16 protein-coding genes and 1 pseudogene are annotated in these 14,610 nt (G+C 66.7%); 13 read left to right on the forward strand and 4 right to left on the reverse strand.

What is annotated here, in order from left to right:
* A pseudogene (locus E5K04_RS15240) lies at positions 1 to 591 on the reverse strand (serine/threonine protein kinase); the annotation flags it as partial.
* 205 nt (positions 592 to 796) lie between these two features.
* Between E5K04_RS15240 and E5K04_RS15245 the strand changes: the two are divergent.
* Complete coding sequence (locus E5K04_RS15245; protein ID WP_136555684.1) at positions 797 to 1,801, forward strand: isocitrate/isopropylmalate dehydrogenase family protein; 1,005 nt, start codon at positions 797 to 799, stop codon at positions 1,799 to 1,801.
* Here E5K04_RS15245 and E5K04_RS16690 read toward each other — a convergent pair.
* Entirely contained in the window at positions 1,780 to 2,034 is a 255-nt protein-coding gene (locus E5K04_RS16690) for a hypothetical protein (RefSeq protein ID WP_168929250.1), read from the reverse strand. The genes E5K04_RS15245 and E5K04_RS16690 overlap by 22 nt on opposite strands.
* A gap of 178 nt (positions 2,035 to 2,212) precedes the next feature.
* On the opposite strand from E5K04_RS16690, the gene E5K04_RS15250 reads away from it, so the two are divergent.
* From E5K04_RS15250 to E5K04_RS15275, 6 genes are all read left to right on the forward strand, one after another.
* Positions 2,213 to 3,106: a potassium channel family protein gene (locus tag E5K04_RS15250; protein ID WP_168929251.1), complete on the forward strand. Its 894-nt coding sequence runs from the start codon at positions 2,213 to 2,215 to the stop codon at positions 3,104 to 3,106.
* 138 nt (positions 3,107 to 3,244) lie between these two features.
* Positions 3,245 to 4,894 carry a phosphoethanolamine transferase gene (locus E5K04_RS15255; protein ID WP_136555689.1) on the forward strand — a complete coding sequence of 550 codons (1,650 nt, stop codon included), beginning with the start codon at positions 3,245 to 3,247 and terminating at the stop codon, positions 4,892 to 4,894.
* Positions 4,887 to 5,594 carry a phosphatase PAP2 family protein gene (locus E5K04_RS15260; RefSeq protein WP_136555691.1) on the forward strand — a complete coding sequence of 236 codons (708 nt, stop codon included), beginning with the start codon at positions 4,887 to 4,889 and terminating at the stop codon, positions 5,592 to 5,594. The genes E5K04_RS15255 and E5K04_RS15260 overlap by 8 nt, the downstream gene beginning before the upstream one ends.
* Positions 5,595 to 5,666: 72 nt before the next feature.
* Complete coding sequence (locus E5K04_RS15265; protein WP_136555693.1) at positions 5,667 to 5,936, forward strand: PepSY domain-containing protein; 270 nt, start codon at positions 5,667 to 5,669, stop codon at positions 5,934 to 5,936.
* Positions 5,937 to 6,000: 64 nt separating this feature from the next.
* Positions 6,001 to 6,564: a cytochrome b/b6 domain-containing protein gene (locus tag E5K04_RS15270; protein WP_136555695.1), complete on the forward strand. Its 564-nt coding sequence runs from the start codon at positions 6,001 to 6,003 to the stop codon at positions 6,562 to 6,564.
* Positions 6,557 to 7,459 (forward strand): cation diffusion facilitator family transporter, encoded by a 903-nt coding sequence (locus tag E5K04_RS15275; RefSeq protein WP_136555698.1) that lies wholly within the window; start codon positions 6,557 to 6,559, stop codon positions 7,457 to 7,459. The genes E5K04_RS15270 and E5K04_RS15275 overlap by 8 nt, the downstream gene beginning before the upstream one ends.
* Here E5K04_RS15275 and rstB read toward each other — a convergent pair.
* Positions 7,456 to 8,775 (reverse strand): two-component system sensor histidine kinase RstB, encoded by a 1,320-nt coding sequence (gene rstB, locus E5K04_RS15280; protein WP_136555700.1) that lies wholly within the window; start codon positions 8,773 to 8,775, stop codon positions 7,456 to 7,458. The genes E5K04_RS15275 and rstB overlap by 4 nt on opposite strands.
* Positions 8,775 to 9,488, reverse strand: coding sequence for a two-component system response regulator RstA (gene rstA, locus E5K04_RS15285; RefSeq protein WP_136555702.1), 714 nt, complete (start codon positions 9,486 to 9,488; stop codon positions 8,775 to 8,777). The genes rstB and rstA overlap by 1 nt, the downstream gene beginning before the upstream one ends.
* A 185-nt stretch (positions 9,489 to 9,673) precedes the next feature.
* Here rstA and E5K04_RS15290 point away from each other — a divergent pair, with 185 nt between their 5' ends.
* The 6 genes from E5K04_RS15290 (at position 9,674) to E5K04_RS15315 (ending at position 14,563) form a co-directional block, all read left to right on the forward strand.
* A complete protein-coding gene (locus E5K04_RS15290) occupies positions 9,674 to 10,069 on the forward strand; it encodes a hypothetical protein (RefSeq protein WP_205700391.1) in 396 nt (131 codons plus the stop codon).
* Positions 10,070 to 10,126: 57 nt separating this feature from the next.
* Positions 10,127 to 10,930, forward strand: coding sequence for a trypsin-like serine peptidase (locus E5K04_RS15295; protein ID WP_168929252.1), 804 nt, complete (start codon positions 10,127 to 10,129; stop codon positions 10,928 to 10,930).
* Positions 10,927 to 11,304 carry a hypothetical protein gene (locus tag E5K04_RS15300; RefSeq protein WP_136555706.1) on the forward strand — a complete coding sequence of 126 codons (378 nt, stop codon included), beginning with the start codon at positions 10,927 to 10,929 and terminating at the stop codon, positions 11,302 to 11,304. The genes E5K04_RS15295 and E5K04_RS15300 overlap by 4 nt, the downstream gene beginning before the upstream one ends.
* A 249-nt stretch (positions 11,305 to 11,553) precedes the next feature.
* Positions 11,554 to 12,264, forward strand: coding sequence for a phosphatase PAP2 family protein (locus E5K04_RS15305; RefSeq protein WP_136555708.1), 711 nt, complete (start codon positions 11,554 to 11,556; stop codon positions 12,262 to 12,264).
* A gap of 278 nt (positions 12,265 to 12,542) precedes the next feature.
* Positions 12,543 to 13,205: a winged helix-turn-helix domain-containing protein gene (locus E5K04_RS15310; RefSeq protein ID WP_136555710.1), complete on the forward strand. Its 663-nt coding sequence runs from the start codon at positions 12,543 to 12,545 to the stop codon at positions 13,203 to 13,205.
* Positions 13,202 to 14,563: an ATP-binding protein gene (locus E5K04_RS15315; protein WP_235844397.1), complete on the forward strand. Its 1,362-nt coding sequence runs from the start codon at positions 13,202 to 13,204 to the stop codon at positions 14,561 to 14,563. The genes E5K04_RS15310 and E5K04_RS15315 overlap by 4 nt, the downstream gene beginning before the upstream one ends.
* Positions 14,564 to 14,610 lie beyond the last annotated feature (47 nt).

Here is a 14,610-nt window from a genome sequence, read left to right on the forward strand (position 1 = left end):
GGCGGCGTCGAACAGGATTTCTTCTTCGGTGGTCACGAAGTCCTTGTTGGCGGTGCGCACCAGGCGCTCTTCGAGGGAGATCCGCTCGTCGTAGTAGTTGTGCTTGTACGACTTGTCGGACAGGCGCGGACGCGGTGCCTGGCTCCACAGGAATTCCGGGTCTTCGTTGAAGTACTGGGAGAGCAGCGGGCGGAAGGCCAGGTATTCCCAGTAGCGGCAGCGGAAGGACATCGCCGCTTCGATGATCTCGTTACCGATGGTGAGCAGGGTGTCGCGCGGCGGCATGCAGGTCATCATCGAGCCGGTGCGGAAGTCCGGGGTGATGACAGGCTGGTTCCACTGCAGCGGGCTCGGGCGGTCGACCTTGACGCCACGCTCTTCGAGCACGCGGGCCAGGTTGTCGAGCTGGGCGTTGGCCTTCTCGACGGTTTCCAGCGGACGGGGGCCCCACATGCCGCGCATCGGGCTGTCGATCGGTACCTTTTCGGAAGTTGCCGGTTCTTCCGGCGGCACGCAGCTGTGGTCGGCGCGGCCGACGATCACGTGCTTGAGCGGGTCGAAATCGTTCCAGGAGTTGACGATCTTGGTCATGGTGAATGCCCTCGTTTTGGTAATTCGGTGTGAATTGCTTGGGCATATTTGTACGCGTATTAGCGTGTCCGAACATTCCAAAAAAACTTCATCCGCTATCAAAAAAATACTTACCGGAAAACCACATGTTTCCGTTTTGGAAATGCCGCTTCCGCGCCCGGCCATGCAATGCCAGAATCATTTCCTGAAAAAACGGGGGGATGCGATGAAACTGTGCGTGATCGGAGGGGACGGCATCGGGCCGGAGGTGGTCGATGCGGCGTTGGCGGCGTTGCTGGTCTTGCTGCCGCAGCTCGAGGTGCACCACGCCGAGGCGGGCTGGCAGACTTTTGTAAAACAGGGCGTGGCCTTGCCACAGGAGACGCTTGAGCGCGCGCGCGAGTGCGGCGCCGTGCTGTTCGGCGCGGCCGGCTCGCCCGCGTACAAGGTGGCCGGCTACCGCTCGCCGATTGTCGAGTTGAGGCGCTCGCTCGCGTGTTACGCGAACATCCGGCCGACCACTTCGCCGATGGGCAGCGCGCGCGCGGTCGACCTGGTGGTGGTGCGCGAGAACACCGAAGACCTGTATATCGGCGAGGAGGCGAGCGACGGCGAGGTGGCCACTGCGCTCAGGCGGATCAGCCGCGCGGCGTCGCGGCGGGTCGGCGAAGTCGCGTGCGCGCTGGCGGCGTCGCGCCCGCGGCGCAAGCTGACCATCGTGCACAAGGCGAACATCCTGCCCCTGAGCGACGGGCTGTTCCGCGACAGCGTGCGCGAGGTTGCCGCGGGCTACGCCGGGCTGGAAGTGGAGGAGGTGCTGGTCGACACCGCAGCCTACCGGCTGGCGGCCAACCCCGCCGCGTTCGACGTGCTGGTCGCGCCCAACCTGTACGGCGACATCCTGTCGGACCTGGCCGCCGCATTCGGCGGCGGGCTGGGCGTCGCGCCGTCGCTGAGCGTGGGTGAGGGCTGCGCGATCGCGGAGCCGGTGCACGGCTCGGCGCCCGACATCGCCGGGCGAGGCATCGCCAACCCGCAGGCGGCGCTGTCAAGCGTCGCGCTGCTGCTGGACCGTGTCTGGCAGCAGCCTGCTCTGGCGCGGCGCTTACAGGCCGCGCTCGCGGACACCCTCGCGTCGGGCGTGCGAACGCCGGATCTGGGCGGGCAGTCGACGTCGGCGGAATTCACCCGCGCGCTGTGCGCGCGGCTTCAGGCTTCTTCGGCGGCCTGAGCCTCGGTGATGCGGGCGATCAGCTTGTTGCGCGCGCTCAGGTGCTGGTCGAAGCGCCAGTCCTTCAACAGGTCAATCGCTGTGTCGAAGTAACGCATATTGATGTCGTACAGCGAGCGGATGTCGAAGGGTTCGCCGGCTTCGAGCGCGCGGGCGAGACGGGTCAGGACCTCGACCTGCTCGGGGTCGCGTCCTTCGCTGACGTATTTGCGGATGCGTTTGGCTGCGTTCATGGCGATGCGTGCAAAGGAGGGCGCCGCGGGTGGGCGCGAGGGCGGCAGTATAGCGTGCACGGCAGCGCCGGAATGTGACGATTTTATGAAGATGGTGCTCAAGGCTTGCTGCCAACACGCCGACCTCGCCGTCGCCTTTTGCCGGCCTTATCAAAAGCAGGCCGGGAAGCGCCTGCCTATGATGGGAGACGCAGCAAGGCCCGGTACTGCGCGTGGTGCGTGGCGCGCGGTGTGCCAGGTCTGTTTCCTGCAGGGGGCCGACCACGCCATGCCGATCTACCGCATTATCGATTCCCGTCTGGGGCGTGCCCGCCTGCGGCAGTGGCGCAACCGTGCCCTGGCTTTCTTGGGCCTGCTCGCCGGCATGATCGTCGTGTTTGCCGCCGGGCTTGCCATGCTGGCAGGCAGCGGGGAGGCGCCTTCAGCGCGTTTTTTCACCGGCCTGTGGAACGCGGTCAACTTGGTCACCACGCTGGGCGACTTTACCCGCTTCAACCCCGAGCAGCGGGTTTTCATGCTGTTCGGGATGCTTGCCGCGATGCTGTTCGGCGCTTTTGCCATCAACCAGCTCACCGGCATCCTGTCGAGCGACGCCGTGCTGGTCTACCGGGAGAACCGCGCGATGGAACGCGAACTCAAGCAACTGAGCGGCCACACGGTGGTGATCGGCTTTGTCGGGCTGGGCAGGCGGGTGGCGCAGGACCTGCGCGCGGCAGGCCGCCAAGTGGTCGTGATCGACAAGGACGACATGCACGCGAGCGACGCCGCGGGCCTGGGGTTTATGGTGATACACGGCGACGCCGGCATCGACGACACGGTGCTGCACAGGGCGAACATCGCCACCGCCGCCGAGCTCTACGTGACCACGGCCGACCCCAGCCGCAACCTGGTGATCACGCTGATGTCGCACACCCTCAATGCCGGGTTGCAGATCGCGGTGATGGGCGACAACGCCCGCTGGGGCGAAATGTTCCGCCGTGCCGGCGCGACCCGGGTGGTGATCGCCGATGAGTTGCTCTCGGCCGCCATGATAGACGCGGCGGGTGCGGCCCCGGCCGCCGTGTGCCACTGAGCGTACCGGCCGTGGCGGGGGCCGACTGAGCGGCACAGGCCCTGGGCAATTTCTGCTTGGCTATCCAAACTTGTCTCCTTAAGCATCTGTTAAGCTCGCGCTGTTAGCTTCCCTTTGTCATTTATTCCTGCCCCGAACATGTTCAAGCCGTTTGCCGCAACCCTGACCCGTCCGTGGCGTGCCGAATACCTGGCGCCCCTGCTGGCGCTGACCTTCGTCGTCTTCTTCAACCTGCCGTTCTGGCAGAGCATGCACGAGATCACCGCGGCCGACCCGGCAGGCGCCTGGCAGACGCTACTGCTTGCCTTCCTGCTGGTGACCGCGTTCTTCACGCTGGTGCTGCAGCTTTTGCTGTGGCCGTGGCTGTTCCGGCCGCTTGTCGCGCTGCTGTTTGTCGGTGCGGCGGGCGCGCAGTATTTCATGCGCCAGTACGGCGTGCTGATCGACGCCAACATGATCCAGAACGTGTTCCAGACCGACCCGGCCGAGGTGCGCGACCTCATGACCGGCAAGATGGCGGCAGCCTTGCTGCTGCTTGGCGTGCTGCCGGCTGTTCTGCTGTTCCGCCTGCCGGTGGCGTTCCGCTCGCCGCTGCGCGAGCTGGGCGTGCGCCTGCTGGCGATCGTTGTCAGTGCCGTGGTGCTGGTCGGCGTCGCGCTGGCGGGTTACCAGGATCTCTCGTCGCTGATGCGTAACCACCGCCAGCTGCGTTTCGAGCTGGTGCCGCTGAACTTCATCCAGGGCACGCGCAGCTACCTCAAGCAGCATTTCGCGACGCCGACGGTGATCGAGCCCATCGGCCTCGACGCCCGGCAACACATGGCCGGTACGGCCAACGGCAAGAAGAACGTGCTGGTGCTGGTCGTCGGTGAGACCGCGCGCGCCGACCGCTTCTCGCTCGGCGGCTACGCGCGGCCGACCAACCCCGAGCTTGCCAAGCTGGGCGACCTTGCCTACTTCCGCAACGTGTGGTCGTGCGGCACCGAGACTGCGGTGTCGCTGCCCTGCATGTTCTCGGGCATGGGGCGCGACGAGTACGACGCGACACAGGCCCGTAGTCAACAGAACCTGCTCGACGTGCTGCAGCACGCCAAGCTTGACGTGCAGTGGGTGAACAACAATTCAGGCTGCAAGGGCGTGTGCGTGCGGCTGCCGGTCGATGACCGCTCGAAGTGGCAGGACGCCCGGTGGTGTGAGAGTGGCGAGTGCTACGACGAGGTGATGCTGGAGAGCCTGGCCGCGCGGCTGTCGGCCTTCAAGGGCGACGGCGTGCTGGTGCTGCACCAGAAGGGCAGTCACGGCCCGGCCTACTACAAGCGCTACCCGGCGGCGTTCGAGACCTTCCAGCCGGTGTGCCGCACCAGCGAACTGCAGAAATGCGACGAGGCATCGATCGGCAACGCGTACGACAACACCATCCGCTACACCGACCATTTCCTTGCACAGGCGATCAGGCAACTGGCCGCAGCGCAGGACGTGAACACCGCGTTGGTTTACGTATCCGACCACGGCGAGTCGCTTGGCGAGGGCAACCTCTACCTGCACGGCACGCCGTACGCCTTGGCGCCGGACGCGCAAAAGCACGTGCCGATGCTGGCGTGGCTGTCGCCGGGCTTCCAGCAGGCGAGCGGCGTGTCGACCGCCTGCCTGCAGGGCAAGACCGGCGAGCAGTTATCGCACGACAACCTGTTCCACTCGGTGCTCGGGCTGATGGGGGTGTCGACCTCGCTCTACCAGGCGCCGCTCGATATCGGCGCAAGTTGCCGGCAAGGAGGGCGCCGTGGCTGAGTTGCGCCGTTTCCTTGTGCGCCAGCTCGCGTTCTTGCTGCCGCTGGGTGCCGCCCTGTTCGCGCTGGAGCATTACACCGACGTCGACTTCATGCTGGCCCGGCTGTTTTATTCGCCGGAGCTTGGCGCCTTCCCGCTGAAGTCGCTGCCGCTGCTCTCCTTCTGGGGGCACGAGGTGGCGCGGGACGCGGTGGTCGTCTTCTCGCTGTGCCTGGCGTACCGCGCGTGGCGCACGCGCGACGCCAGGCTGGGCGTCACCGTGCTGGCGATGGCGCTCGCTTCGCTCGCGGTGTCCATGCTTAAGGCCGCCAGCGCGCACTCCTGCCCGTGGGAACTCAGCGCTTTTGGCGGCGATGCGGCGTTCTTCCGTCTGCTCGACGCGGTGCCGCTGTTCGCCGGCAGCGGGCGCTGCTTTCCCGGCGGGCACGCGTCCGGCGGCTTCACGCTGATGGCGCTCTACTTCTACTGGCGCGGCAGCCACCCCGTACGCGCGCGGCTCGCGCTGGCGGCGGGGTTGGTGGCCGGCGGCCTGATGGGACTGGTGCAGATGGCGCGCGGCGCGCACTTTTTGTCGCACAACCTGTTCAGCGCCTACGTGGTGTGGTGCGTGATCGTCGCCGTGTTCGCCGCGTATGAAGGCTGGTGTTTGCAGCGGGCTGCGGCCGCCGCACGGCGCCGGCAAGAAATCCAGATCGCTTAATCAGCCCTTAAGCTTGTGCGGTTTAAATATGGGGGTGCCGCAACGTCGCGGACCCGTTCAAGGAGAAGTGCGATGAAGAAGACCCTGCTGCTTGCCCTGCTGGCCTCCCTGGCCTCGACCGCCGCCTTTGCCGGCGCCAAGTGCGAGGCGCACCCGAAAGACAAGTGGATCAAGGAAGCCGACTTCAAGAAGAAACTCGAAGCCGACGGTTACCAGATCAAGAAGTTCAAGGTGGACGGCAACTGCTACGAGATGTATGGCAAGACCAAAGACGGCAAGAAGGCCGAGATCTATTTCGACACCGTCTCCGGCAAGCCGGTGAAGTCCGAGATCGGCGACTGATCCGCCGCGTCTTGACCGTAAAGGGGCGCGTTGGCGCCTCTTTTCTTTTGCAGGAGGCTACACCATGGCTGACCCGCTGCTGCCCCGCCGCGTCGCGGTGTGGGACCCGTTTGTCAGGCTGTTCCACTGGACACTGGTGACATGCATTGTCCTTAACCTGTTCGTGCTCGAAGACGGCGCGCGTGCGCACCGCTATAGCGGTTACCTCGCGTTTGCGCTGATCGTGGCGCGCTGCGTGTGGGGCTTTGTCGGCAGCCGCTACGCCCGCTTTGCCGGCTTCTGGCCGACGCCCGGCCGCCTGCGCGCGCATCTGGACCGGCTTGCCGCAGGTGAGCCGGATCCGTACCCGGGGCACAACCCGGCCGGCGCCCTGATGATGTTCGCGCTGATGGCCGGTGTGCTCGCGCTCGGCGTCAGCGGCTACCTGATGGGGACCGACGCGTTCTGGGGCGAGGAGTGGCTGGAGGAGACGCACGAATGGCTGGCGAACGGCCTGTTGGCGCTCGCTGGTGTGCACGTGCTCGCGGCGCTCTTGATGAGCCGTGTCGAAGGCGTGAACCTGCCGCGTGCGATGGTCACCGGCGTCAAGGAATTCCGTCACCGTCATCCGGGAACGCATCATGACTGAGCCGGCCCTGCACGCGACCGAGCACGAAGACTCGCTCGAGCGCCACGCCGCGGCGCGCAAGAGCACGCTGGTCAGCGTCGCCGTCAACCTGGTGCTGACCGTGCTGCAGGTGGCGGTCGGCATCTTTGCCCGTTCGCAGGCGCTGATCGCCGACGGCCTGCACTCGCTGTCCGACCTGCTGGCCGACTTTGTCGTGCTGATCGCCAGCCACCACAGCCGCAAGGGACCGGACGAAGACCACCCCTACGGCCACCAGCGCTACGAGAACGCCGCCTCGCTGGTGCTCGGCCTGCTGCTGCTGGCGGTTGGCGTCGGCATGCTGGTGTCGGCTGCCGGCAAGTTCAACGACCCGGGGTCCATCCCCCGCGTGCACCCGCTCGCGCTATTCGTCGCGCTGTTCACCCTCGTCAGCAAGGAAGGGCTGTTCCGCTACATGCTCGGCATCGCCGAGCGCGTGCGCTCGACCATGCTGGTTGCCAACGCTTGGCACGCGCGCTCGGACGCGCTGTCGTCGCTGGTGGTCGCGCTGGGTATCGCCGGCAATATGCTGGGCTACCCGCTGCTCGACCCGGCGGCGGCGCTGGTGGTCGGCCTGATGATCGTGAAGACCGGCGGCGAGTTCGCGTGGGATGCCCTGTCCGACCTGATGGACCGCGCGGCCGACGCCGAGGCCGAGGCGAAGATCCGCGAGACGCTGCTCGCGACGCCGGGCGTCGCCGGCGTGCACGACCTGCGCACCCGCAAGATGGGTGACATGATCGTGGTCGACGTCCACCTCGAAGTGGATGGCGACCTCAACGTGCGCGAGGGGCACGCGATCGCGCTTAACGCGCGCGCGCGGGTGTTGGCCGGGCACCCGGTGCTCAACGTGATGACCCACGTCGACCCGGACTAGCCCTGGGCGGTGCCTGGCGGCTGCGCCGGCATCGCCGCGCACGGCCAGGCCAGGATGAAGCGCGCGCCCCCGGAGGGCGAGGCTTCCGCGCGCGCGTAGCCCGAGTGCGCACGTGCGATGCCGGCGACGATCGCGAGCCCCAGCCCGTGGCCGCCGGTGCGGCGGTCGCGGCTGGCGTCCAGCCGCACGAAGGGCTCGAACACCCGCTCGCGGTCGTCCGGTGCGATACCGGCGCCGTCGTCGTCGACGGTCAACCGCCAGTACCCGTTCTCCTTGGCAAGCGCCACCGTCACGCGGTTTTTCGCGTGGCGCGCCGCGTTGGCTAGGAGGTTGTCCAGCGCGCGGCCCATCAGGTGCGGGTCGGCGGTGAAACCAGCCGGCGTCTGCGCCGTCGCTTGCCACTGCCAGTCAAGCGTCGGGCCCAGCGCGCGGGCGCGTTCCAGATGGCGGCCCAGCCATGTTGCGCTATCGATGGCGGACGGGGCGAGCGGCGTCTGCGGGCTGTCCAGCCTGGCGTGCAGCAGCATCTCTTCGAGCAGGGCGTCGATCTCGTCGAGGTCGCGCTCCATCGACGCCGACCACGCGGCCGACGCGTCGCCGCCTGCGCCCAGCGCCAGCCGGTAGCGCAGGCGTGCCACCGGCGAGCGCAACTCGTGCGCGAGCGCGTCGGTCAGCGCCTTGCGCTGCTCCATCTGCCGGTTGACCCGCTCGACCATCAGGTTGAACGCGCCGCCCAGCCGCTGGATGCCGGAGCGCGGCGGCAAGTCGACGCGTACCTGCTGGCGGCCCTGCCCGAAGCGCAACGCGGCACGTTCGAAGGCCCGGAGGTCGCGCGCCAGCGGGTACATCCACAACAGCACCGGGATGGCCAGCGACAGCGCGATCACGAGGATCAGCGCGTAGTCGACCCAGTGGATCTGGTGCTGGAAGATCAGGTAGCGCAGGGGGCCGGCCACCAGCAGGTAGCGCGGATCGGGCATGCGCTGCAGGAACAGGTACTCGTCCTCGAGCATCACGATATTGCCGGCGGCAAGCTCGCCGCGGTCGGCTTCGCTCAGGTTAAACGCGGTGGCCGGCTCGATGCGCAGCGGGAAGGACAGGCGCTGGCCGGCGGCCGCGAGTTCCGCCGACCAGCGCTCGGGCGGCACGTTGCCAAGCTCGCTGGTGATCAGTGTCAGCGACGCGGTCAGCAGGTCGCTCAGGTAACGGTCGCTGGCCGAGTCGACCACCCGGCCGTAGACCGAGCCGATCAGCAGCACCACGGTCAGGAAGCAGCCGACCAGCAGCAGGTAGAACTGGACGAAGAGCTTGCGCATCACCAGCCCTCGGCGACGAACAGATAGCCCTGGTTGCGCAGCGTCTTGATGCGGGTCGGCGCCGGCGGCATGTCGCCCAGCTTGCGGCGCAGCCGCGAGACGGCGACGTCGACGCTGCGGTCCAGTCCGTCGTAGCTGACGCCGCGCATCGCCTGCATCAGCGTGTCGCGGCTGAGCACCTGCCCGGCGTGGCTCGCCATCAGCCATAACAGGTCGAATTCCGAGGTCGACAACGCGAGAGGCTGCCCCGCTAGCTCGACCTCGCGCCGGCCTTCGTCGACGACGAGCGCGCCGAAGACGAGCAGTGTCCGCCGTGCGGGAGGCGAGGGGGGAATGGGCAGGGGGGCGGTGCCCTTGCGGCGCAACAGGCTGCGCAGGCGGGCGAGCAGCACCGTCGGCGGCGAGGTCTTCAGTACGAAATCGTCGGCACCGATCTCGAAGCTGAGGATCTGGTTGAGGTCGCTGTCGAGCGAAGTCAGCATCACGACCGGCCCGTCAAAGCCCGGGCGCAGCTCGCGGCACAGCGTCAGCCCGTCCTTGCCCGGCAACATGATGTCCAGCAGCACGAGGTCCGGCTGTTCGCGCGCGATGGTCGCGAGCGCCGCGTCGCCGCGCGGCTCGAGCACGACGTCCATCTGGTGGCGGGCGAGAAAGTCGGCGATCAGCGCGCCAAGTTCGGCGTCATCCTCGACGAACACGATCCTGCAAGACATGGGTACTCCTGATCCGGTGCCGGACGGATTGTGCTACATACGGCCGCTGTGCGGTGCGGCAATTACATTTGGTTACATTGCATCACAATTTGAAACGGACGGGATAGTACGGTCGGGGCTAGTCTGCTCGGCGTGGAAACCGGATGTCGTTTCCAGCCACCCCACCCGCAGATAAAGGATTGACCATGCTGAAAAAACTGATCGCCTTCGCCGTTGCCTCCGCCTTCGCCGGTTCCGCCTTCGCTTCGCAGCCGGCTGCTCCGGCTGCCGCTCCGGCCGTCAAGCCGGTCGTGGCCGCTGCCGCCGCCAAGCCGGCCGAACAGAAGAAAGTGTCGGCCGCCAAGGTCGAGAAGAAGGCCGTGGTGCAGAAAGCCCAGGCAACCAAGAAGAAGGTCGTGAAGAAGGCTGAAGCCAAGACCGAAGGCAAGGCTGTCGAGCAGAAAGCCCAGGCCACCAAGAAGAAGGTCGTGAAGAAGGCTGAAGCCAAGACCGAAGCCAAGGCTGTCGAGCAGAAAGCCCAGTCCACCAAGAAAAAAGAGCAGAAGCCGGCTGCCAAGCAGGCCGCTTCCGCCGCCAAGTAATTCCTGGTAGTTCTCTCTCTTCCGGGGCGCGCAAGCGCCCTTTTTTGATGAATGCCCATGTCCAAGTCGCGTCTGGCCTGGCTGTTGCCGGCCCTGTTGTCCGCCATGCCGGCTGTTGCCGGTAACCGCCTGCTGTTCGGCCACGACGACCGGGTGGCGGTGGTGCCGGACCGCAGGCCCTGGCAGGCGATCGGCCAGCTCGAATCGCGCTCCGGCCAGCTGTGTACCGGCACGCTGATCGCGCCCGACATCGTGTTGAGCGCCGGCCATTGCCTGATCGACGAACACGGCCGCTTCGACCCCGCCGTCGCGTTCCGGCTGGCCCAGCACGGCGAGGCGCAAGCCGCGCTCGGCGAACCTGTGCTTGCCTTCGTCGACCGCCGCCTGATGGACGGGCTCTCGCCGGCGCGTGGCGGCGGCGTTGCCATTTCGCCCGAGGCGGCGCCCTACGATATCGCGCTGGTGCGCCTGCGCGCGCCGATCGCGCCGGCTGCGGCGACGCTGCCGCTGTTCGGCGGTGACGCACGCGCCCTGCGTGTGGCGCTGCGGGCCACCGGCTGGCACGTTAGCCAGGCCGGTTACCCGGAAGACGACAGCGGGCACCTGAAGGCCCATCTGGACTGCAAGGTCAGCGCGCTGCTAGGCAGTGCCCGGCTGACCCACCGCTGTGACACGCTGGGCGGCGACAGCGGCTCGCCCCTGCTGCTGGAGGTGGCCGGCGCGCCGGTGGTGGCCGCTGTGCAAAGTTCGGCACCCGACGCGGCCGACCGCGCCCGCGCCGACAACGTCGCGGTACCTGTATTGCGCTTGGGCGGGGCGCTGGCCTGGCTGCGCGCCGCCGACAAGGAGAATGCACCATGAAAGAAGCGCGTTCGATCGCGGGGATGCAGTTTGGCCGGCTGACTGCGGTCGGCTTTCTCGCCCGCCACCCGGCCGGCCGCCAGTTCCGCCACCTGTGGGCGTTCGACTGCGGCTGCGGGCAGCGTGTCGTGTTGTTCAAGGACGACGTGCTCAAGGGGCGGGTCCACTCCTGCGGCTGTGCGCGCAAGGGCAGCGTACCGGGTGCCAACGACCGCAGTTGGCTGCTTGAGCAAGCTGCGGCGTCGACGCCGTGGGTGAGCGAGCGCCCCGACCGCGACGGCCATTTCATCGTGCGCCGGCAAAGCGGGCGCGCGCCGGCCATCCCGTCTTTATTCGCGTTGTTGTCGGGTATTTGTCCGGAGCGCAGTGCCTGAAAGCCACCTGCGGCGTATAGAAATTGATTCTGCTCGGATTTAGTCTTGCTAAGGAAGAGAAAAACGGCCATATGGGCAGCTCCATATGGCCATAAAACGCCCAAACTTTTGAACGTTCGTCGGTTTTTGGCGGCGCAGGATTGAGTCATGCCGCTTGCCTTGTACTCTCTGCCGGTTGTAATAACATTCAGGCAAGTGCTCGTAGAACTCCGCAGTCAACGATAAATATAATTTACTCTGGGGGCAGTCATGGCAAATGCGATGTTGGCTTCAATTGCCGATCTGGACGATCGTATGGTCGTTTTCATCAACGGCTATATGCATCGGAGCCCGCTGTTCGACCATTTTCTTGCTTGGGCGATGAACGCCCTGCTCATCAAATTCCTGCCCATGGTCTTGGCCATCTGCTGGGTGTGGTTTGCCGGCGCGACTGGTGAGGCCGGTCGCCGAAAGATACTGGCGGGGATCCTGGTCGGATTGGCCGCGTTGTTCCTGACCCGCATCATGGCGACGGCCTTGCCGTTCCGGACGCGCCCTTATACCAACCCTGACCTTCACTTTGTCACAGACATGGTCGGCGCGATGCGGACGTGGAGTTCTTTTCCAAGCGACCACGCCGGACTGGCATTTGCATTGGCGGCTACCCTGTTTCGTGTATCACCGTTGCTTGGCATTTGGGCGTTTATTCATTCGATCCTGTTTATCTGTTTTCCCCGTTTTTATTTCGGCATGCACTACCCGTCTGATTTATTGGCCGGCGCACTGGTAGGTTTGTTGTCCATTGTCTTGTACGCCAAACTGGATCCGCAAGGCCGCATGGTCAAACCGCTGCTCGCCATTGAGCGAGCAATCCCGCAGTTTTTCTACACAGCCGGGTTTTTCCTGCTGTTCGAGATTGCGGAAATGTTCGATAGCCTGCGCTTGGTCGCGAGCGCGTTGTTCAAGAGTATCGGACACTGAGCGTTGTCCGGCCGGTAACGCCTGCCTTCCCCCCAAACGGCAGGGTTGCCTGGGCTTGTCTGTTCCTCCGGTTTTCGCTGTGCCCGCCGAGGGAGGATCAGTCTGAAGAGACGCTGCCTGTTGTAGCGGCCGTGCGTCATTGCCTATCTTAAGCTCTTTTTAATCCACAACTGTTCCAATAACAGGCTGTTGCGCATGGCTGCCGCGAGTCTTGCCCTGAAGCAAGCGCGGTTCGCGTGTCGTGCGGTAAGCTCGTCACAGGACAGGGAGGAAAACGGATGCGGATATTGCTGGCGGAAGACGACGCGCTGATCGGGGACGGGCTGCAGATCGGCCTCAGGGCGCTGGGGTTCAACGTGGACTGGTTCCGCGACGGGCGAGAGGCCCAGCAGGCGCTGTCGGCGGCGGCGTACGACGCGGTAGTGCTCGACTTGGGCTTGCCCGGCGCCGACGGGCTTGATGTGCTCGCCGCCTGGCGGCGTGCCGGGCGCAGCGAACCCGTGCTGGTGCTGACCGCGCGCGACGCGCTCGCCGACCGGGTGGGCGGCCTGGACGCTGGTGCCGACGATTATCTGGCCAAGCCGTTCGCGCTTGCCGAGGTCGCCGCGCGTCTGCGCGCGCTGATCCGCCGCCATCACGGGCAGGCGTCGCCGACCATGAGCGCGGGCGAGGTCTGCCTCGACCCAGTCGCGCGCAAGGTGACGCTCGCAGGGGAAGCAGTCGAATTGACCGCGCGTGAGTTTGAACTGCTCGAGCTGTTGATGGCGAGCCGGGGCCGGGTGCTGACCAAGGAGCTGATCGAGGAGAAACTGTACGGCTGGAGCCGCGACGTCGAGAGCAACACGGTCGAAGTGCACGTGCACCACCTGCGCAAGAAGCTGGGAAGCGCGCTGATCCGCACCGTGCGCGGCGTCGGCTACACGCTGGGAGAGCCGGCGTGAGGCGGGTGCGCAGCCTGCGCGTACAGGTGATGCTGACGGTCGCGCTGGCAGTCACCCTGCTGTGGGGCCTGAGCGCCGGCATCGCGTGGTGGCAGGTGCGCCACGAGATCGACGAACTGTTTGACACCCAGCAGATGCAGTTTGCCCGCCAACTGCTCGCCGCCGACCTGCACGACTTCGACGACGACAGCGCGCGTCTGCCGCGCGGGCGCGAGCTGTTGCCCAAGTCCTTGCCCAAGGCACGGCGCGGCAGCCTGGAGGACGACGCGCTGTCGTTCTCGGTGTGGAGCGAGGGCGGCGAGCAACTGTTCGCCGACGGTGGCGAGCACCGCCTGCCCCCGCCTGACGGTCAGTACGGCTTTTACGATGTCCGGCTGGATGGCGAGGCGTGGCGCGTGCTCTACCTGGCCTTGCCTGACGGCCACCGCACTGCGGTGGTCGGCCAGGCGCTCGAGTTCCGCGACGAAGTGGCCAGCGAAGTGCTCGCCGCGCAGCTATTGCCGTGGCTGGTCGCGCTACCGCTGTTGCTGCTGGCCGTCTGGCTGACACTCAGCCGCCGCCTCTCGCCGCTCAAGCGCTTGGCCGTCCAATTGCGCGCTCGCAACCTGGACGACGCGACACCTTTGCAGGCGACGCTGCCGTCTGAAGTGCAGCCCATGCTCGACGCGATCAACGCGCTGACCGGGCGCATGGCCGACACGCTGACCCGCGAGCGCCGCTTCACGGCGGACGCTGCGCACGAATTGCGCACGCCGCTGGCTGCGCTCAAGGTGCAGGCCGAGGTCGCCGCGCTGCCCCTGCCCGACATCGATCGCGCGCGGGCGCTGTCGCAACTTGACGCTGGTATCGACCGTGCGACGCGCCTCGTCAACCAGCTGCTCGCGCTGACCCGGCTCGATCCGTTGGCGGGCCCGGCCGACACGCAAACCGTCGACTGGGCGCGGGTGGCCGCGCAGGTGCAGGCCGACGCCGCGCCGTTTGCCGCAGAGCGCGGCGTGCGCTTCACGGTGAGCGGCGACGCGGCGCACGCCTTGCCGCTGGCGGGCGACGAGACGCTGCTCGCGCTGATGCTGCGCAACCTCGCCGACAACGCGGTGCGCTACAGCCAGGACCACGGCGGCGAGGTCGAGCTTACCCTCGCGCCGGACGCGGTGAGCGTGCTCGACAACGGGCCGGGCATCGCGCCCGAACTGTTGCCGCGCATCCGCGAGCGCTTCTTCCGGCCGGCCGGCCAGACCGAGACCGGCAGCGGGCTGGGGCTGTCCATCGTCGAGCGGGTCGCCCAGTTGCACGGGCTCAAGCTGCTGCTTGAGAACCGCCCGGAAGGCGGGCTTGCCGCGCGCATCGTGTGCGGCTGAGGAGAAAGCAGGAAGGTCGAGGCGGCCGGCACCAGACGCCGGCCGTC

Origin of the sequence: Crenobacter intestini, assembly GCF_004919095.1 — a bacterium.
Lineage (GTDB): Bacteria > Pseudomonadota > Gammaproteobacteria > Burkholderiales > Chromobacteriaceae > Craterilacuibacter > Craterilacuibacter intestini.